Source organism: Nocardia aurantiaca, from assembly GCF_009708175.1.
GTDB classification, from domain to species: domain Bacteria; phylum Actinomycetota; class Actinomycetes; order Mycobacteriales; family Mycobacteriaceae; genus Nocardia; species Nocardia aurantiaca.
On the sequence record NZ_WMBB01000001.1, the window covers coordinates 15,274 to 34,801 of the forward strand.

Annotated in this window: 17 protein-coding genes; 11 read left to right on the plus strand and 6 right to left on the minus strand. The window is 68.1% G+C overall.

Annotated features, from left to right (window positions below):
- Positions 1 to 81: 81 nt before the first annotated feature.
- Entirely contained in the window at positions 82 to 1,629 is a 1,548-nt protein-coding gene (locus tag GLP40_RS00095) for a FadD3 family acyl-CoA ligase (protein ID WP_328289492.1), read from the minus strand.
- Positions 1,630 to 1,700: 71 nt separating this feature from the next.
- Between GLP40_RS00095 and GLP40_RS00100 the strand changes: the two genes are divergently transcribed.
- The 6 genes from GLP40_RS00100 (at position 1,701) to GLP40_RS00125 (ending at position 8,735) form a co-directional block, all read left to right on the plus strand.
- Positions 1,701 to 2,921: an acyl-CoA dehydrogenase family protein gene (locus tag GLP40_RS00100; protein ID WP_154786285.1), complete on the plus strand. Its 1,221-nt coding sequence runs from the start codon at positions 1,701 to 1,703 to the stop codon at positions 2,919 to 2,921.
- Positions 2,918 to 3,733 carry an SDR family oxidoreductase gene (locus tag GLP40_RS00105; RefSeq protein ID WP_328289493.1) on the plus strand — a complete coding sequence of 272 codons (816 nt, stop codon included), beginning with the start codon at positions 2,918 to 2,920 and terminating at the stop codon, positions 3,731 to 3,733. Before GLP40_RS00100 ends, GLP40_RS00105 begins: the two co-directional genes overlap by 4 nt.
- A 342-nt stretch (positions 3,734 to 4,075) precedes the next feature.
- Positions 4,076 to 4,831, plus strand: coding sequence for a hypothetical protein (locus GLP40_RS00110; protein WP_154785781.1), 756 nt, complete (start codon positions 4,076 to 4,078; stop codon positions 4,829 to 4,831).
- A gap of 69 nt (positions 4,832 to 4,900) precedes the next feature.
- Positions 4,901 to 5,509: a TetR/AcrR family transcriptional regulator gene (locus GLP40_RS00115; RefSeq protein ID WP_328289494.1), complete on the plus strand. Its 609-nt coding sequence runs from the start codon at positions 4,901 to 4,903 to the stop codon at positions 5,507 to 5,509.
- A 96-nt stretch (positions 5,510 to 5,605) separates the two neighbouring features.
- Entirely contained in the window at positions 5,606 to 6,757 is a 1,152-nt protein-coding gene (locus GLP40_RS00120; protein ID WP_154786287.1) for an acetyl-CoA C-acetyltransferase, read from the plus strand.
- Between the two features lie 145 nt (positions 6,758 to 6,902).
- The gene (locus GLP40_RS00125) at positions 6,903 to 8,735 is read left to right on the plus strand and encodes a multicopper oxidase family protein (RefSeq protein WP_154785783.1); all 1,833 of its coding nucleotides are present in this window, start codon (positions 6,903 to 6,905) and stop codon (positions 8,733 to 8,735) included.
- Between the two features lie 870 nt (positions 8,736 to 9,605).
- Here the strand turns inward: GLP40_RS00125 and GLP40_RS00130 are convergent.
- From GLP40_RS00130 to GLP40_RS00145, 4 genes are read right to left on the minus strand one after another with little or no spacing between them, the layout of a single operon-like run.
- Positions 9,606 to 10,685 (minus strand): NAD(P)H-dependent flavin oxidoreductase, encoded by a 1,080-nt coding sequence (locus GLP40_RS00130; protein ID WP_154785784.1) that lies wholly within the window; start codon positions 10,683 to 10,685, stop codon positions 9,606 to 9,608.
- Positions 10,682 to 11,491, minus strand: a complete 810-nt coding sequence (locus tag GLP40_RS00135; RefSeq protein WP_154785785.1) for a CoA-transferase subunit beta — start codon at positions 11,489 to 11,491, stop codon at positions 10,682 to 10,684. Before GLP40_RS00135 ends, GLP40_RS00130 begins: the two co-directional genes overlap by 4 nt.
- Positions 11,491 to 12,369, minus strand: coding sequence for a CoA transferase subunit A (locus GLP40_RS00140; RefSeq protein ID WP_154785786.1), 879 nt, complete (start codon positions 12,367 to 12,369; stop codon positions 11,491 to 11,493). Before GLP40_RS00140 ends, GLP40_RS00135 begins: the two co-directional genes overlap by 1 nt.
- Positions 12,370 to 12,384: 15 nt before the next feature.
- Complete coding sequence (locus tag GLP40_RS00145) at positions 12,385 to 13,149, minus strand: enoyl-CoA hydratase family protein (protein ID WP_154785787.1); 765 nt, start codon at positions 13,147 to 13,149, stop codon at positions 12,385 to 12,387.
- Positions 13,150 to 13,222: 73 nt separating this feature from the next.
- Here GLP40_RS00145 and GLP40_RS00150 point away from each other — a divergent pair, with 73 nt between their 5' ends.
- The 5 genes from GLP40_RS00150 to GLP40_RS00170 all read left to right on the plus strand — a co-directional run bounded on the left by GLP40_RS00150 (position 13,223) and on the right by GLP40_RS00170 (position 18,291).
- Complete coding sequence (locus tag GLP40_RS00150; RefSeq protein ID WP_328289617.1) at positions 13,223 to 14,011, plus strand: SDR family oxidoreductase; 789 nt, start codon at positions 13,223 to 13,225, stop codon at positions 14,009 to 14,011.
- A gap of 47 nt (positions 14,012 to 14,058) precedes the next feature.
- Positions 14,059 to 14,970, plus strand: coding sequence for an SDR family oxidoreductase (locus GLP40_RS00155; RefSeq protein WP_154785788.1), 912 nt, complete (start codon positions 14,059 to 14,061; stop codon positions 14,968 to 14,970).
- A gap of 279 nt (positions 14,971 to 15,249) precedes the next feature.
- Positions 15,250 to 16,497 (plus strand): hypothetical protein, encoded by a 1,248-nt coding sequence (locus tag GLP40_RS00160; RefSeq protein ID WP_154785789.1) that lies wholly within the window; start codon positions 15,250 to 15,252, stop codon positions 16,495 to 16,497.
- Between the two features lie 10 nt (positions 16,498 to 16,507).
- Entirely contained in the window at positions 16,508 to 17,020 is a 513-nt protein-coding gene (locus tag GLP40_RS00165; RefSeq protein WP_154785790.1) for an ImmA/IrrE family metallo-endopeptidase, read from the plus strand.
- A gap of 245 nt (positions 17,021 to 17,265) precedes the next feature.
- A complete protein-coding gene (locus tag GLP40_RS00170) occupies positions 17,266 to 18,291 on the plus strand; it encodes a hypothetical protein (RefSeq protein WP_154785791.1) in 1,026 nt (341 codons plus the stop codon).
- Positions 18,292 to 18,874: 583 nt separating this feature from the next.
- Here the strand turns inward: GLP40_RS00170 and GLP40_RS00175 are convergent.
- A complete protein-coding gene (locus GLP40_RS00175; RefSeq protein WP_011207048.1) occupies positions 18,875 to 19,291 on the minus strand; it encodes a helix-turn-helix domain-containing protein in 417 nt (138 codons plus the stop codon).
- Positions 19,292 to 19,528 lie beyond the last annotated feature (237 nt).

Here is a 19,528-nt window from a genome sequence, read left to right on the forward strand (position 1 = left end):
CTTTACGCGTGGTCGAGAGCCCTGCGTTGTCACGCTGCGCGAGCGCTGAGGGGAGGAGCGGAGCCTCCGGGCTCGACTCGCTCACGCGGTCTCCTCACGTAGTTGCCGCTTGAGAACCTTGCCGGCGGCGCTGTAGGGCAGCTGATCGCGGAATTCCACGAATGTCGGCACCTTGAAGTTGGCCAGCAGCGTCCTGGCGTGGTTCTTGACGTCCTCCGCGGTCAGCTCCGACCCCGGTTTGCGCACCACGAAGGCCTTGCCGACCTCTCCCATGCGCTCGTCCTGCACCCCGATGACCGCGGTCTCGGCGACGCCGTCGAGCCGGGCCAGAGCCTGTTCGATCTCGGCGGGGTACACATTGAAGCCGCCGCAGATGTACATGTCCTTGAGCCGGTCGGTGATCTTCACGTATCCGCGCTCGTCGATGGTGGCGACATCGCCGGTGTGCAGCCAGCCGTCGGCGTCGATGGTCTCCGCGGTGGACTGGAGGTCGTCGAGGTAGCCGAGCATCACCTGCGAACCGCGCAGCAGCAGTTCGCCATTGTCGGCCAGCTTGATTTCGAAGTCGCCGATGGCGCGGCCACAGGTATTGGCGATCGTCTCCGCGCTGTCATCGGGGCGGCACATGGTGCCGAAGCCGCCGGACTCCGACAGTCCGTACGCCGTGAGCACCACGTCGAATTGCAGCTCCTCGCGCATTCTTTCGATCAGCACGACCGGAACGGTGGCCGCACCGGTAACCGCGACCCGCAGGGTCGACAGATCGGCGTCGTGGCGTGCCGGATGCTCGAGGATGGTCTGGTAGATGGTCGGCGGACCGGTCAGCACCGTGATGCCCTCGTCGTGCACCAGCCGCATGGTCTCGGGCACGTCGAAGACGGCCTGCGGAATCACGCTCGCTCCGGTGACGAGGCACGCGATGATGCCGGCCTTGTATCCGAAATTGTGGAAGAACGGCGGCACCACCAGGTACCGGTCCGAGCTGTTCAGCGTCGCGCACTCGGCCCAGGCCCGCGCGCCCGCCAGCGCCTGCCGGTGCGCGATCAGAGTGCCCTTGCTGCGACCGGTGGTGCCGGAGGTGAACAGGATGTCGGAAAGGTCGTCCGGCGACACGGATTCGGCGCGCGCCAGCGCCTCCTCCAGGCTCACGGCCTCGGCCAGCTTGCCGAGTTCCGACCAGACGACCGCGTCTTCGACCGGCTCCTCCCTTTCGGAGGGGATGACGATTACCGTCTCGATGCCCAGTTCCGGTGCGGCGGAACGCAATTCGGCCAATCGGTCGCGGCCGAGGAAGGTGCCCGCGATGAACAGCGCCTTGGCGTTCACCCGCGACAGCACATCCGCCGCCTCGTCGGCCACGTACCGCGTGTTCAGCGGGACGATCGCCGCGCCCACGTAGTGGCTGGCCAGGACCGCGGTCACCCAGTGGTGGGTGTTGGGCGCCCAGATGCCGATGCGGTCACCGCGCTGAATGCCGCGGGCCATGAGCGCACGGGCGGTCTCACGCACCGAGTCCAGCAGTTGCGACCAGCTCAGTCGCACGGCGCCGTCGCCGACGGCCGGCGCGTCACCGTAGGTGCGCGCCGCCTCGTGCAATGCGAGCGGTGTGGTCTGCGGAGGAGATGTCACAGGGCTTCCTCGCTGTCCGGGAATGGGTCTAACAAAGCAAGTGCTTGGTAGGTTACTCTACGGACGTGAGCATGATCCAGACCCCCGAACCGGCCAGCGGGATTGAGCCACCCGAGGACGCCGAATTCCGTACTGAGGTGCGGGAATGGCTGGCCGAGAACCTGAACGGCCAGTTCCGCGAGCTGCGCGGTCTGGGTGGTCCCGGGCGCGAGCACGAGGCCTTCGAGGAGCGGCTCGAATGGGACCGCGCCCTCGCCGCTGCCGGGCTGACCTGCTTGGGTTGGCCCAAGGAGTGGGGCGGCCGCGACGCCACACTGCGCCAGCAGGTCATCTTCCACGAGGAGTACGCCAAAGCCGATGCGCCGAGCCGGGTTTCGCACCTCGGTGAGGAACTGCTCGGCCCCACGGTCATCGCCTTCGGCACCGAAGAGCAGAAGAAGCGCTTCCTGCCGGGCATCCGCAATGTCACCGAGCTGTGGTGCCAGGGTTATTCGGAGCCGGGCGCGGGTTCGGACCTGGCCGCCGTCAGCACCTCCGCCCAGCTCGAGGGCGACGAATGGGTCATCAACGGCCAGAAGATCTGGACCTCGCTGGCGCACCTGTCGGACTGGTGCTTCGTGGTCGCCCGCACCGAGAAGGGCTCGACCCGCCACCACGGGCTGTCCTACCTGCTGGTTCCCATGAAGCAGCCGGGCGTCGAGGTGCGGCCCATCATCCAGCTCACCGGGACCGCGGAATTCAACGAGGTCTTCTTCGACAATGCCCGCACCGCAGCCGATCTGGTGGTCGGGCAGCCCGGCGACGGCTGGAAGGTCGCCATGGGCACGCTCACCTTCGAGCGCGGCATCTCCACCGTCGGCCAGCAGATCCGCTACGCGCGCGAGCTCGCCGACCTGGAGGCCGTGGCCCGGGAGAACGGCGCCATCGAGAATCCGGTCATCGCGGACCGTTTGGACAAGGCGTGGGTCGGCCTGCGGGTGCTGCGCGCACATGTGCTGCGCACCCTGGAGTCCGGCCACGACGGGGCCTCCGTCGATGCCCGCACCGCCGCCGGGCAGGCGTCGGTGACCAAGCTGCTGTGGGCCAACTGGCATCGCGGCCTGGGCGAGTTGGCCATGGAGGTGCTCGGTGCGCCAGGCCTGATCGCCGACGGCCCGGGCGATGACCTCAATGCCTGGCAGCGCATGTTCCTCTTCACACGTGCGGACACCATCTATGGCGGTTCGAACGAAGTGCAGCGCAATATCATCTCCGAGCGCGTGCTCGGACTTCCCCGAGAGGCTCGACCGTGAGCGAACGTCAATCGAACGCCGTGGACCTGTCCATCGCGCCCGAAATCACCCCCGGCCACAACCTGCTCGCGGGCAAGATCGCGGTGGTGACCGCCGCGGCGGGCACCGGCATCGGCTCGGCCACCGCGCGCCGCCTGCTCTCCGAGGGCGCGGATGTGGTGATCTCCGACTGGCATGAGCGTCGCCTGAAAGAGACCGAGGCGGCCCTGCAGGCCGAATTCCCGGACCGCCGAATCGCTTCCGTGCCGTGCGACGTCAGCTCGACCGAGCAGGTGGACGCCCTGATCGCCGGTGCGGTCGAGGCGCTGGGCCGCATCGACATCATGGTCAACAATGCCGGTCTGGGTGGCGAGGTGCCCGTCGTGGACATGACCGACGAGCAGTGGGACAAGGTCCTCGACATCACACTGAACGGGACCTTCCGGGCAACTCGGGCGGTGCTGAGGTACTTCCGCGAGGCCGGCCACGGCGGCGTCATCGTCAACAACGCCTCGGTGCTCGGCTGGCGCGCCCAGCACGGCCAGGCTCACTACGCCGCGGCCAAGGCCGGCGTGATGGCGCTGACCCGCTGCAGCGCGGTCGAGGCCGCCGAATTCGGCGTGCGCATCAACGCGGTGGCCCCGTCCATCGCCCGCCATGCCTTCCTGGACAAGGTCACCTCGGCCGACCTGCTCGACCGCCTGGCCGCGGGCGAGGCCTTCGGCCGCGCCGCCGAGCCGTGGGAGGTGGCCGCCACCATCGCCATGCTCGCCAGCGACTACACCACCTACCTGACCGGCGAAGTGGTTTCCATTTCCAGTCAGCGCGCCTGACGAATATCCGATTCAGTCGGAATTTCGCTCCGGCCCGCCTGAAAATCAGGCGGGCCGGACGTTTTGACAATTCTCGAATGCTCCGCCACCGGTTCGCGAGCACGGGGAGACGGAGCGCTCGTTCTCGACCGCGGCTCGAGAGATCTACCGCAGGAGCCGGCTCCATGGACCTGCGCCTTGGGGAGGGAATAACGAAACCTCCAGTGCCGCGACCGTCTCCACCCCTGCGGCTCGCCCGCAGCGGCGCGGAGAGCAATTCGACACCTTAAATGGCTGGCGCGTCGAGGGTGGCATTGTGCGATGCTGGTTTAGGCCGGTACCGCTAGTCGAAGGGCGCGACCCATGGGTCCGGATCGCCGACAACAAGCAGCCCCAGAACAAGCCCGCGAGCAATTGGAACTCGAGCTGGTGCGCGAGGTCGTTCTAGCGCGCCGAAGACTCGACAATGTCGTTCTGGCCGCACTGACTTTGGGTGCGGAATTACTCGAGCACGACTCGGAGCGTGCCGCCGCCATGCGGGCGGCGCAGATCCTGGAACAACACGCCGTGGACGAATCCGACGTGACACGCGATCCGCGTGCCGCGTTACGGCGGGACATGATTCGTGATCGCGATCGCGCCCGCCGCCTCGGCCTGTCTCGGACGACCGGGCACTCCGACCCCGAGGCCGATCAGCGCCGCCGCAAACGGACGGCCCTGCTCTGCGAGGTCCGCGCCGATCTCCTGGAGGTGGTCCGCAATTGCCGCCGCCTGCGTTACGACCATGTCGCGTTCGCCGACCGGATCGCGCAGGGATTATGCGCTGCCACGGACAAATTGGTGGTGGGCGCCGATATGGAGACCTATCGGGCCTGGCAGCGGGGAATGGTCTTGAAGATCATCGAGGAACCCGATCGCGATGGCGGAGTGCCCCGGGTCATGGCCACCGTGGACGCCGGACCCGGTCGCGATCCGCTCACCGTTGAATGGGACAGCCCCGAAAGGCGGCTGGCGCTGGTGGCGCGCATGGCGCGGGCGGGGGTCTCGCCCGTGGTCATCTGTGACCGGCTGCTGGCCGACCTGTCCGTCTCGTCACCGCTGCGCTACTCGGTGCGTTGAGGACGACCGCTGGTAGCGCCGCACGGGAGGCGGCTAGACCAAGCAAATGCTTGGTTGTATATTGACGGTGTGACCCAACCTGACCCCTCCAAATCGGCACGTCGCAACGAGCTGCTCGGCCTGGCCGCGAATCTGTTCGCGGAGCGGGGACTGCGCGCCACCACGGTTCGTGACATAGCCGACGCGGCGGGGATTCTATCCGGGAGTCTGTACCACCACTTCGATTCCAAAGAAGCCATGGTGGACGAAATCCTGCGCGGGTTCCTCGACGACCTCTTCGGGCGCTACCGCGAGATCGTGGCGGCCGGCCTGCCGGCACGCGACACGCTGGAAGCCCTGGTCACCGCTTCCTACGAATCCTTCGACCGGTTCCACGCGGCCGTCGCCATCTACCAGGCCGAGGCCAAACGGCTCAGCGGCACACCACGATTCGAATACATCGCGGAGTACAACAAGGAGTTCCGCGAGCTCTGGCACCAGGTGCTGACCCAGGGCGTCGCCGACGGCAGCTTCCGGCCCGAGATGGATATCGAGCTGGCCTACCGGTTCCTGCGCGACACCGTCTGGGTGTCGGTGCGCTGGTACCAGCCCGGCGGCCGGATCACCGTAGACAACCTCGCCAAGCAGTATCTGACCATCGTGCTCGACGGGCTCACGAATCCCGAGCAGCGCGCATAACCCAACTCTCGGGACTCTCGGGGGCCTCGCCCCCGAAACCCCAACAGCACTAGGAGTTTCGACATGTCAGCACCGTCCCGCCGCCAGTATTCGCCGATGCGTGAGGCGTACGTGATCGACGCCGTGCGCACCCCGGTCGGCAAGCGGGGCGGTTCGCTGTCCGCCGTGCACCCGGCCGATCTGGGCGCCGCCGCCATCAAGGGGCTCATCGAGCGCGCCGATCTCGACCCCGCCGCGGTGGACGACGTGGTGTTCGGCTGCTGCGACACCATCGGCCCGCAGGCCGGCAATATCGCGCGCACCTCATGGCTGGCCGCGGGTTACCCGGAGTCGGTGCCGGGCGTCACCGTGGACCGGCAGTGCGGCTCCTCGCAGCAGGCCATCACCTTCGGCGCGCAGGCCATCATGTCCGGCACCGCCGAGGTGATCGTGGCCGGCGGCGTGCAGAACATGAGCGCCATCCCGATCTCGGCGGCCATGCTGGCCGGGCAGGCGTACGGCTTCGACTCGCCGTTCGTCGGCGCGCAAGGCTGGGACCACCGCTACGGCACCGGTGAGGTGTCGCAGTTCAATTCGGCCACCATGATCGCCGAGAAGTGGGACATCTCCCGCCGCGACATGGAGGAGTGGGCGTTGCGTAGCCATGAGCGCGCTCGCAAGGCGACCGTGGACGGCAAGTTCGACCGCGAGATCGTGCCGGTCGGCGACTTCTGGATCGACGAGTGCCCGCGCGAGACCAGCCTGGAGAAGATGGCCGGGCTGCAGCCCCTCGCCGAGGGCAGCCGCATCACCGCCGCCCTGGCCAGCCAGATCTCCGACGGCTCCAGCGCCACCCTGCTGGCCTCGGACTGGGCGGTGCGGGAGTACGGACTCACCCCGCGGGCCCGCATCCACCATGTGAGCGCGCGCGGCGCGGACCCGATCTACATGCTCACCGCGCCGATCCCGGCCACCAGGTGGGCGCTGGAGAAGACCGGACTGACCATCGACGACATGGACGTCATCGAGATCAACGAGGCCTTCGCCTCGGTGGTGCTGGCCTGGATCAAGGAGACCGGCGCCAACCCCGACAAGGTCAACGTCAACGGCGGCGCCATCGCGCTGGGCCACCCGCTCGGAGCGACCGGTGCGAAGCTGTTCGCCACCCTGCTCAACGAGCTGGAGCGGGTGAACGGCCGCTACGGTCTGCTCACCATCTGTGAGGGCGGCGGCACCGCCAACGTCACCATCATCGAGCGTTTGAGCTAGTCCGGCCGCCCCCCCGGATACCGCGTTTCCCGGCAGCCGCGCACCGAGTTTCGGTGTGCGGCTTTCGTGTTCATGGGCGGGGAAGGTCGGTTATCGTCGAAGGAAAGCCCGGTCGACGGCGGGCGGTTTTCCGGGCGGGGACTGGATGAGGAACGAGAGCCTGCCGAGAAGGGGTTTCCTGCTGGGGATCCTCGGGCTCGCGGGCATGGGCTACCTGGCTTCGGCGTCGGCCGATCCGGTGCCATTACCGCCACCGCCCGTGCCCATTCCACCGCTGCCCGCGCCCACGCTGACGCCGCTCAACTACCACTCACCGGCCTTGCAGCCGTATGTCGACGAGCTGCCCATTCCGGAAACCCGCAGGGCTGCAGGGGAATTGGCGGCCATCTCGGGAACCCATCGCTACCACCGGGACCTGCCGGAGACCCGAAGCTGGGGCTTCGGGCAGCCGGTCCTCGGCCCGAACCTCGAGGCGTACCGGGATCACGTGGCGCGCATCAGTTTTCGCAACGAGCTCGGGACCCATGTGCTCGCCCCGCATGTGGATCTCACCATGCACGGCGTCACCGAGCTGGACCGCACCGATCCGCGCTTCACCGTGCACCTGCACGGCGGCGCGAATTCCCCTGACTCCGACGGGCATCCGCTCATCGGTTGGCGCAATGGCGGCGGGCCGAGTCTCGCGTACGACAACCGGCAGGAGGCGGCCACCCTCTGGTACCACGACCACGCCATGGGCATCACGCGGCTGAACATCCAGGCCGGACTGGCCGGGTTGTATTACCTGCGAGACGAATTCGACACCGGCCGCGATGACAACCCGCTGGGGCTGCCCAGCGGTGAGTTCGAGATCCCGCTCATCGTGCAGGACCGCACCTTCAATGCCGACGGCAGCCTGCAACCCATGGTGGCCACCTATATTCCGGAGGGCTACAACCAATCCGGGCAGCTGGGCGACGTGTGCTGCGTGAACGGGGTGGCGTGGCCGCGGCTCGCGGTCCGGCGCACCGTGTACCGGTTCCGCCTGCTCAACGGATCCAACTCGCGGCCGTACGTTTTCGAGTTCTCCAACGGCATGCTGTTCTTCGCCATCGGCGGCGATCTGGGCCTGCTGGACGGGCCGGCGCCGACGCCGTCGATCCGGGTGAGCCCCGGCGAGCGGGTGGACCTGCTGGTCGATTTCAGCGGGATCAAGGACGGCGAGACCGTCGATCTGGTCAATACCGCATGGAACGACCTGGGCAACACCGTGTTCATGGTGCCCGAACTGCGGCCCATCATGCGGTTCACGGGTGCGGGCGACGGACCGGCCGCGTCCATCCCCTGCACCCTGCGCGGCGGTCCCGGCCAGCCCGACGCGCTGGAACCCACCCGCCGGCCCGGTTCGGTGCGGACCGTGACGCTGCTCGGCCTCAATGACGATTCCCGGGCCGCGGCGGTCTTCCCGACCATGATGTCGCTGAACAACCTGCCCTTCCTGAGCTCGGACGTCGACCGGGCGCGAGCCGGGACCGTGGAGCAGTGGGACATCGTGAACACCACCCCGTTCGACCATCCCATCCACCTGCACCTGGCCCGGCTGCGGGTGATCGGCCGCCAGCCCATCCTCACCTCCGCGTATTTCCTCGCGAACTACCCGCCCAAGTTCGGCACCCGCTGGGCGCCTTCGGCCGACGGGTTCGCCATCGGGCCCGAACAGGACCCGCCGCCGTGGGAAGCCGGTTGGAAGGACACCATCGAGTGCCGTACCGACACGATTACGCGGATCCTGGTGAAGTGGCCGTCGGTGCAGGAGCTCGGCTTCGATCCGGACACCGTGGTCCCGGTGCCGCCGGGCGCCGAGGCCATGTCGCCGACGGGGGAGGGGACGGCGGGCGGCATGGCGGACACCCCGGAGATCCGCGGTTACGTGTGGCACTGCCACAACCTCGACCATGCCGACCACGACATGATGCAGCAGATCCGCGTCCAGCCCTGACTGTCAGGGGTGCGAAGTTGCCTATGCCCCACGGTATCTCGTCGCGAAACCCTAAGCTGCGCTCATGCAGGGATCGGTGGATGCCCGGTTCGAAGAGATAGCGCGCAGAGCGCGGCACGTGCAGGATGCCGTCGACCGGGTGCGCGCCCGCGCCGTCGTCGACGGCGTGCGCGTCGAGGTGACTGCGGACGGTCGGATCACCGCCTTGTTCCTACCGGATTCGGTGAGGGCACAGTCGGTTTCACGTGCTCACGAGTGCGCTCGCGGTCGCGCGCAGGCCCGGGTCGCTACCCTTCGACACGAGTTCACGGCCGATCCGCTGGTTGCGGCCGCTCTACGCCGCCTTCTCCTGCCCGGCCCCGAGCGGGCGAACCTCTGTGTACCGCAGGAAATTTCCGACTCACTTCCGGCGGACCCTCCGAATCCGTACGCCCTACCGCCCGCCGTCCGGCACCGCTACGGATTGGCCTGACCCGGTCACGGTCGCGGGGTTTCGAGGGTTCGCGGTGCATCTCCCGGCAGTCACCTCGTGGAGTCAGCGACATCACCAGACTTCCCTCCAGGATCTCGACGCGGAGTCCGGTGGCGCGTTCGATCGGCTCGGCGACATCGCGCAGATTACCTGGGTGCGGGTGCGTGGCAGGGGCGGTTACGGACGAGCACTCCAACCCTTGCCAACGATTGTGTCCAACGTGGCTCGGGCGGTTGACGCGAGGCGCACTCGACAGCCGTCGGGAATGCGCGAAGCCGCCCCCGGGCGAGAGGTTCCGGGGACGGCTCGGCGCGCCGGACAGGCGGCGCGCGATGGATCCGATGTGTGCGGATCCGGGGTGCGCGGTCGGGCTGTGGTGGCCGCGCACGTTCAGGGCGTCAGGCGGTGGTGGTGACGCGGTATTGGTTGAGGCTGTCGATGCGTTCGATGGCCCCGGCGATGATGCGGTCGATCAGGTCCGCGACGGTCGGGAGGTCCTCGATGATGCCCGCGGCCTGACCGGAGGCGAGCACGCCGGCGTGGGTATTGCCCTCCACCAGACCGGCTTTCAGCAGCATCGGGGTATTCGCGGCCATGATGACCTGGGACCAGGTGAGGTCCTTCTGCTTGCGCATGCCGATGCCGTCCTTGATCATGGTCGACCACTTCATGCCGGTCATGCTCTTGAACTTGAAGGCGTTGGCGACGGCGGCGGTGAGGCCGCGCACACCGCTGGAGTGCTCCAGCTTGTCCACCAGTTCGGTGTTCAGCACGCGGTGCGGCATGCCGTCGACCTTCTTGGAGACGACGGTGTCCTGCAGTCCGCGCTTGAGGTACTCCTGCTTGACCGAGTCCGGCACGCTCGAGTCCTGGGTGAGCAGGAAGCGGGTGCCCATGGCGACTCCGGCCGCGCCGTAGGACAACGCGGCGGCCAGGCCGCGGCCGTCGAAGAAGCCGCCACCGGCGACCACCGGGATGTCCACGGCGTCGAGGACGGACGGCAGCAGCAGCGTCGTGGCGACGGAACCGGTGTGACCGCCGCCCTCACCGCCCTGCACGATCACCGCGTCCGCGCCCCAGGAGGCGACCTTGACCGCGTGCCTGGCCGCGCCGATGGACGGCATGACCACCACGCCGTTGTCCTTGAGCTTGGCGATGAGCTCCTTCTTGGGAGCCAGTGCGAAGGAGGCCACCTTCACGCCGTCGCGGATCATCATGTCGATGCGGTCCGGCGCGTCGGACAGATCGGCGCGAATGTTGACGCCGAAGGGCTTGTCCGTCTTGGCCTTGGTCTTGGCGATGGCCACCTCGAGCTCGTCGAGGGTCATGGTCGCCGAGGCGAGAATGCCGAGGCCGCCCGCATTGGCGGTGGCCGCGACCAGTCCCGGACCGGCGACCCAGCCCATGCCGGTCTGCACGATCGGGTGCTCGATGCCGACCAGTTCGGTCAGCGGCGTCTTCAGACGTTGTGCGGTCATGCCGTCACTTCCTTCTCACGGAAGCCCTTGGGGTCCAGCACGGTCCGGATGATGGTGAGCTCTTCCTCGGTGGGCAGACGGGTCTCGCCCGCCTCGGCCAGCCCGGCGATCTCGAAGGAGGTGTTCTCCGCGACCTCGTCGGCGCTCACACCCGGGTGCAGCGACAGCGCCCGCATGGTGTGGTCCGGCCCGTTGAAGTCGAACACGCCCAGGTTCGACACTACCCGGTGCAGGTGGTGGAACCGGTAGGCCGGGTTCTCGGGATCGACCTTGTCGTAACCGATTCCGGAGACGATGTCGACGGTCTCGGTGAACACCCGCTTGTTGTGTTTGGGCACGAAGTAGCTGGTGGCATGGTTGATGGTGTTGCCCGGCGCGCCGCGCACACCGAACATCTGCCGGGTCGGCCGCTGCAGCGGACCGAAGGCCGACAGGTTCTGGTTGCCGTACTTGTCGAGCTGGTTCGCGCCCATGACCACATGGCGGCGACCGGAATTCACGACATCGAAGACCTTGGAGAACGGAATCCAGCCCTCGATGGGCGCCTTGCCGCCGATCGGCGGGATCTCGGCGAAGAACAGCGCCTCACCGTCGGAGAGCAGCAGATCCGGCTCGAAGGTGAGTCGCGCCAGCCGCGCGCCGATGGTGGTGACGGTGGACATCGGGGAGGCCATGATCTCGCCCGCGCCCCGGAAGATCTCGGCCGCGGCGACGACGCAGATCTCGGCCCGCGTAATGGGCCCGCCCGTCTCCACGCCGCCACCCCGGACGGAATCGCGGTGCGATGCAGTGTTGTTCTCGGTCATTACTTCTGCTCCTCGGCGAAAGCCTTGACGGCGGCCTGGTATTCGTCCTCGGACACGTCCAGGTAGCGAGCCTTGAACTCGGCCCACGACTCGGGCGTCTTGGCGGCCTCGACATAGTGGCGCTGGAACTTCTCGTCGCGGCCGTAGCTGCCGGAGAAGGTGAAGTGCGCGCCGCCGGGGGCCTCGACCACGCCGTCGACCATCATGCGGTTGAGGATGAGGGCTTGCGTCGGAACGGATTTCACCAGTTCCTCGGTTTCGACGAGGCGGTCCACCGACAGGTAGCGCTTCTCGGCGGAGAGCATGTAGAGGTCGTCCATGTACGGGTCGACGCCGGTGTAGGCGGCATTGCCGTGCTTGTCACCGAGGTCCAGGTGGACGAAGGCGGCGTCCAGGTTCAGCGCGGGCATGGCGACCAGGGTCTCGCTGCGGCCGTCGGCATCGGTGTACGGGGACTGGACGGTCTTCAGCTCGCCCTCCCAGAAATCGATGACGGCCGAACCCAATCCGGCGCGAATGGGCAGGAACGGCAGCCGGGCCGCGGCGGCCTGCAGACCGCACTTGACCATGCCCTCGTCCATCTCGCGCACGGTGATCGCGCCCTCGGTGCGGGCCTTGGCGAACCACGGGTCGTAGAACGGCGCGGAGTCCAGCGACACGAAGCCGTAGTAGGCCTTGCGCACCTTGCCCGCCGAGCACAGCAGGCCCAGATCCGGGCCGCCATAGGTGACCACGGTCAGATCGGTGACGTCCGAACGCAGCAGCGCGCGCACGAAGGCCATCGGCTTGCGCCGCGAGCCCCAGCCGCCGATGCCGATGGTCATTCCGCTGCGCAGTTCGCCGACGACCTCGTCGAGCGTCATTCGCTTGTCGCGCATATTATTTCGCCCCTTCTACTGTGCTTTTTTCTGCGCGGCCAGGTCATCGTCGAAGCGCGCCCGGATCTCGTCGGCGACACCGGCGAGGTTGAGCTCCATGGTGAAGCCCTGCTCGAAGCGGTACGAGCGGTGCACGTCCTGCACGTCGATGCCGTTGAGCGCCTTCTTGGCGGCGCGGATGACGCGGCCGTCCTTGTTGGCGATGTTCTTGGCGACTTCCATTGCGGCGGCGTCGAGTTCGGCACGAGGCACCACCTTGAAGACCGAGCCGTAGTGGTGCAGCTGCTGCGCGGTGAGGGTGCCGGCGGTGTAGAACATGGTCCGCATCAGATGCTGGGGAACCAGGCGCGCCAGGTGGGTGGCCGCGCCGAGCGCGCCGCGATCCACCTCGGGCAGGCCGAAGGTGGCGTCGTCGGAGGCCACGATGACGTCGGAGTTGCCGACCAGGCCGATGCCGCCGCCCAGGCAGAAGCCGTTCACGGCGGTGACGACAGGGACCTCGCAGTCGTAGACGGCGGCGAACGCGGCGAAGCAGCCGTGGTTCGCGCGGATCAGGGCGGTGTGCCCGACATCGCGGTTCATCTCCTTGATGTCCACGCCCGCGTTGAAGCCGCGCCCCTCGGCGCGCAGCACGACGACCCGGGTCTCCGGGTTGCGGCCGGCCTGGGTGACGGCGTCGGCCAGGGCGAACCAGCCGTCGGAAGGCAGAGCGTTGACCGGCGGGTAGTCGACAGTGACGACTTCGACGCCCTCGGTTTCGGTGTGACGGTTGATCCCCATCGCGTGTCCTCGGAGTTGTAGGAGCCCATCGTTGGCAAAACAAGCAAGTGCTTGGTAGGTTAGCACGGTGGGAATCGAAGTGAACCTCTCCGGCTCGGTCGTCTTGGTCACCGGCGGAGTGCGCGGTGTCGGGGCCGGTATCAGCCGGGTCTTCCTGGACGCGGGCGCGACCGTCGTGGCCTGTGCGCGCCGCCCCGCGGACAGCCCGGTCGAGAGCAACGGGCGCGGTATCGACTTCCTGCCGTGCGATGTGCGCGAGCCCGACTCCGTGCGCGGGCTGATCGAGCAGATCGTCGTGAAGTACGGGCGGCTGGACACCGTGGTGAACAATGCCGGTGGTGCGCCCTTCGCCTTGGCCGCCGACGCCGGCGCCAACTTCCACGCCAAGATCGTGCAGCTGAATCTGCTGGCGCCGCTGCTGGTTTCGCAGGTCGCCAACGAGGTCATGCAGAAGCAGGAGACCGGCGGGTCCATCGTGATGATCTCCAGCGTCTCCGGGCATCGGCCCTCGCCGGGCACCGCGGCCTACGGTGCGGCCAAAGCCGGTGTGGACAGCCTGGTTTCGTCGCTCGCGGTGGAATGGGCGCCGAAGGTCCGGATGAACTCGGTCATCGTCGGCCTGGTCAACACCGAGTCCTCGCACCTGCACTACGGCGACGAGGACGGCATCGCGGCGGTCAGCCGTACCGTGCCGATGCAGCGCATGGCCGCGCCCGAGGACATCGGCCGCGCCGCCGTTTTCCTGGCCTCGCCCCTGGCCGCCTACATCACCGGCAGCGCGCTTCTGGTGCACGGCGGCGGCGAGAAGCCGGCCTTCCTCGCAGCGTCCACCGCAGACGTCCCCGCCGTCTCCGGCCACTAGAGGCCGGCCCGCCCCCGTCCGCCTTTCACACCAGTGAGGTAATTGATATGACCGACAACAAGATCTGCGACGGCCGCGTCGTCATCGTGACCGGAGCGGGTCGCGGCATCGGCCGTGCCCACGCCCTCGCCTTCGCCGCCGCCGGGGCGAAGGTCGTGGTGAACGACCTCGGTGCCGAACTCGACGGCGCGCCCAGCCCCGACTCCCCGGCCGCGCAGGTCGTCGAGGAGATCAAGGCGCTCGGCGGCGAGGCCGTCGTGAACGGCGACGACGTCTCCGACTGGGAGGGCGCGCGCCGCCTCATCCAGACCGCCGTCGACGCCTTCGGACGCCTGGACGTGCTGGTCAACAATGCCGGTATCGTGCGCGACCGCATGCTGGTCAACCTCGGCGAGGACGAGTGGGACGCCGTCATCAAGGTGCACCTGAAGGGCCACTTCGCCCCCATGCGGCACGCCGCCGAGTACTGGCGCAACGAGGCCAAGGCGGGTCGCACCCCCGAGGCCCGCATCATCAACACCAGCTCCGGCGCGGGTCTGCTCGGCTCGGTCGGCCAGGGCAACTACGCCGCCGCCAAGTCCGGCATCGCGGGCCTGACCCTCACCGCCGCGGCCGAATTCGCCCGCTACGGCATCACCGTCAACGCCATCGCCCCGGCGGCCCGCACCCGCATGACCGAGACGGTCTTCGTCGACATGATGGCCGCCCCCGAGGAGGGCTTCGACGCCATGGCACCGGAGAACGTCTCGCCGCTGGTGGTCTGGCTGGGCAGCGCCGATTCCGCCGGTGTCACCGGACGCATGTTCGAGGTCGAGGGCGGCAAGGTGACCGTCGCCGACGGCTGGCGCCACGGCGCCTCCATCGACCGGGGCGCCCGCTGGGAGCCGGCCGAGCTGGGTCCCGTTGTGCGGGATCTGCTCTCGAAGGCCACCACCCCGGAGCCCGTCTACGGCGCCTAGGCACACCCTCGTCATCCCGGCGCTCTTTCGGCCGGAGTGACGGTGCGATACCGGCAACATAGGGCGGGTCAGCAGGCCTGCGGCTCTCGAGCACCCCTGATGCGATCGGGACTTGTGCGAATTGCGGTAGCGGCCGGTACGATGACCGCGTTCCGCAACGGTTCGGCAATCGGGGCGACAGGTGAGCTCGAGACCTGTCCCGATCTGCCTGGGGCGGATCGGGATTCCGTACCCCCGGTGCGGAGAATCGCGCGGTATCGATGAGGGGATGGCTGTCGCATGATCGTCGATCGTGCAATGCGCCTGGTGGCAGTGATCGCAGCTGTCGCCGGTTCGGCGCTGCTCGGGCCCGCTGCCGCGCAGGCGCAGCCGGGCGGCATCCCGCTCGATCCCGCGCCCGCCGAACAGGATCCGACCCTGCCCGCGCCTTCCGGTGCGCAACCGCGATCCGTTGACGCCGCTGCGCCCCAGCCCCTCACCCCGGTGGCCGGGCCGCATGATCTGCTGTCCATTCTGCTCGCTCTCGGAACCGGCTCGGCCGGTGTCGGTTCCGCCGGTGTCGGCTCGGCCGCGGCCGGTTCGGCCGTGCTGGGCGGCACCGGCTCCGCCGTAACCGGTTCCGCCGGGGTGGGATTGGGTTCGGCCGTCGCCGGTACCGGTTCGGCTGGAGCCGCCACCGGCTCGGCCGCTCTCGGCACCGGTTCGGCCGCAGTAGGTTCCGCCGGGATCGGCGCCACGGGCGTGCTCGGCCTGGGTTCCGCGGGCGTCGGCTCGGCGGGTATCGGGACCGGCTCCGCGCTGCTGGGCCTGCTGCTCGGCACCGGTTCGGCCGCAACGGGTTCCGCCGCCGTGGGCTCGGCCGCGGTCGGTTCGGCCGGGCTGGCCGCGCTGTGCACCGGTTCGGCCGCGGTGGGTTCCGCCGGAATCGGTTCCGCCGGTGCGGGTTCCGCGATCGGCGGCCTCGCCGGTCTGGGCTCGGCGGGTTCCGGCGTCGGCTCCGCCGCGACGGGCTCCGGCGTCGGTTCGGCCGGAGCGGGTTCCGCGGCCGGTTCGGCCGATCTCGGTTCCGCCGCATTGGGTTCCGCGGCGGTGGGCTCGGCGGGCCTCGGTTCCGTCGTCGTCTGCGCCTCGCCACTGCTGCTGTTGCTGATTCCGCCTCCGGCCGCCCCCGCCGAGGTTCCGCCGGTGCCGCTGGAGATTCCGCGGCCGCCGGCCGCGGCGCAACCGCCCGCAGTGGTGGCCCCGGCGGCCGCGCTGCCGGAGCCGGAGGTCGCGCCCGCCGCGCCCCCGCCCCCTTCGCCACCCGCGTCGGCTCCCGCTCCCGTTCTGGCCCAGCCGAATCCGGACGTGAGGCCGACCTCGAACAACACGCCGCTGCCGCCGATTCCGGTGCTGTCGGTGATCGGCGGGCTGATCGCCATGGCGCTGCTGGGCACCGGCTCGGGCGCGGTGAGCTTCCAGAGCGCGTCCGCGGCCCAGGCACGCGTCGATGCCGCACGCGCTGCTTTCTTCGGACCGAGGGCATGAGAGGACCGCGATGACCCAGAGCAAGGCTCATAGCATCGGGTCCTACCGCCGGGTGGCCGCGGCGGTGGACGCGGTGTGCGCGGTGGCCGCCGATTTCGACGCCACCGACCTGGACGAGGTGGTGCTCGCCATCTCGGCCGAGCGATGCCGCCCCATCGAGATCGCCAGTGCCCAACTGGGTCCCGGCGTGTGCGGCCAGCGACGCAGCTACCCGGACCGGGATGTGATCGTGCTGGCGCAGGCGCTGCCCAGCCGCGAGCACACTCTCGCGCACGAGCTGGGGCACATCGTCTTCGATCATCCGGGCGAGGCGGCGACCGAGGTGGTGCTGGAGGCCAGCGACGATCTCATCGCCTACATGCTCAGCCAGCGCGCGCATCAGAAGGCCATCGATCTGGGCGACGACGAGCAATGTGAGTGGGAGGCAGAGACCTTCGCCAGCATGCTCATGACCCGGTTGCGGGTCTTCAACAGCCGGGGCGCGGGCGTCTCGGTTCTTCGATTCGATGAGGCATTGGGATGACCGAGTCAGGCCTCGGAGGAGGCAGCTTGCGTAACCACGTAGGGGCCCTCGGGCATCCCCGAGAGGACGCGGCATGACCGAGTCGGGCCTCGGAGGAGGCAGCTTGCGTAACCACGTAGGGGCCCTCGGGCATCCCCGAGAGGACGCGGCATGACCGAGTCAGGCCTCGGAGGAGTCGCTGCACCTCTGTGCGCTTGCTTGCGTAATGACGGAGCGGCCCTGGGTCATCCCCGAAAGGATGCGGCATGAGCTTCTGGTTGACGGCCATGCTGGTATGGATGGCCTCGGGTGCGCGCGTCGGTCGCGTGCTGGTGAAACCGGCGACCACCGCGCGGGTCGCGATCGTGGCCGCGGTGGCCGCGGTGGCGCTGGCGGTGACCGTAGGCGTGCCGGAAATCGGTCTGGCCGTTGACCATGCGGCACCGAATGGGTTGCACGGCATGTGGCTGGGCGACCGGGTGGTGACCGCGGCTTGGATCATGTTCGCCACCGCCACCTCGGTGGTGGCGGCCGCCGCGTGGCCGGTGGTGTCGCGCGTCAATCTGCGCCAGATCGGTATGACGATCTACGCGGCCGGCGCGGTCGCCGTGATCCTGACGCTGCTCTGGTCGGTCATCTTCGGCTGGGCGATCGTGCTGCTGGAGTGCGTGTTCATCGTGATTACCGGTGTGCGCAACCTGGATTGGACCACTCTGGGACGAGGCATCGCGCTCTACACCATGGGCACCGCGGTGGTCGGGCTCCTGGCCGCGTTGTCGATTCGCCGCTCGGCGCGCGACGAGCCGATGCCGGAACCCGGCGATGCGGGCTGGTTCTGGCCGATGTGGCAACTCGCCGCGCTGCTCGTCGCGATCGGCGCGGTGTGGATCGTGATCGAGCTATGGTGGCGAGCCCGTATGCTGCTCAAGCAGATTCGCACCCTGCACCGGGTGCTGATCGCGCGCTTCCCTGAAGTGGTGGCGCATGAGCAGACCGGATCGGGTACGCAGCTCAAGGCTTCCGACCAGGTGGCGCAGATCATGGACGCGCTCTACCTGCAATCCGGCAGCGGTGTGGAGCTCGCCGCGGCGGGCGCGCCGCCGGCCTCGGTGGCCGAGCGCGCGCAACGGGTGGCCGAGTGGGCGCGGAATCCGTTCGGCGAGGTGGTGATCGACGGCCGCTGGATCTCGCCGCCGGCGGCGGTCAGTCCGCGTGGCTGGGTGCAGGCGATCGCCCGCGCCTATGACGCGGCCGCGTCACCGAGCGCGATTCAGGGCTCCGCGCAACGGTAGTCATTACTCTTCCATTACTATTCGGGAGAGCTGCGTATTACTCTGCGTGCACTCCCGCGTTGATCACGCGAAGATCACCGACCCTTTTGCGACCTTGTCGCAAAAGCGCAAGTCCCGTACCGCGCGTGATTGCCAAGGGCGTGGCATTCCGGTGGGTCTTCTCGATCAGACTTCGTATCCGAGGTTTCGTCTCATCGAACCCGCCGTGCGCAGTACGGGACTTTACTTGTCACTCGATGTGTCACGCTTGCTTGTCGCGGAGGTGCATTGGGGCGGAACACTCACAGTGCACAAAACGACATAGTGCACAAACAAACCCATTCGACCGCCCGGCTGCACCCGGGCGGCCTTATGTCAGATTTGTGCATGCTGCACCAGCGCAGGGGTCTACGCCACATGGCCTCAGCATCGCTGAGGCCGGTGCAACATCCTTCACTCGAACCGAATGGTCCGGCGGGGCATCGGCGCTGCCCTGCAAGCAGTACCGGCGACCCGCCCTATGTCGAGTCCGGAGCAAGCTCTGCGGCAAACCAACACAGTGCGGCCTCCGAGTGAACCGCACTGTGTTGCTCTGTGGCAGTGCCTATTCCGTGCCGTCCGGAGGAATTTCGGGCAGCCCTTCGCTGGCCCGCAACTTCTCCGCCATAGAGGTGAGGAGGTTCTGAGATTCTTCGGACAGGTCAAACGCCCTACTCGACAGACGACGCAGCCCGTAGCCCTGCAGCTGGGACAGCAGCTCGAGATCGTGATCGATCTTCGCAGCATAGATGTCGTTGAAGAAGTAGTCCGGCTTGACCTTGAAGAACTTTGCCAACGCTGCCACCGTCTCATCCGACGGGTTCGTGCGCTGTCCCGACCGCAACTGCGACAGATACGGTTTCGAGATCGGATGGCCGGAGGCCGTCAAGGCAGCCGCCACCTCTGCGTTCGTGTGCGGCTTACGCCCCGGGGGATGCACGGTTTCGAACAGCTTGTTCAGCCGCGCCGCGAAATCAGCCATTGTGAGCCGCCCAATTCCCTTCGCTGTACTAACAGTCGTTATCTCGGATACGTATCATTGATATTAGCGGCTCAGTAACTGAAAACCTACGCCTGATTCGTGATTTCCTTGAAGCTTCGAGGCGGTGATCCGCTTCACCGACTGCGGCTTGGGCGTTTGCGGGCCAACCTCACGGGTTCTTGCCGAGCGCTCGAGAACCCCGGTTCTGGCCCGTCGCGAGGGTCTTCCCGGACGGGC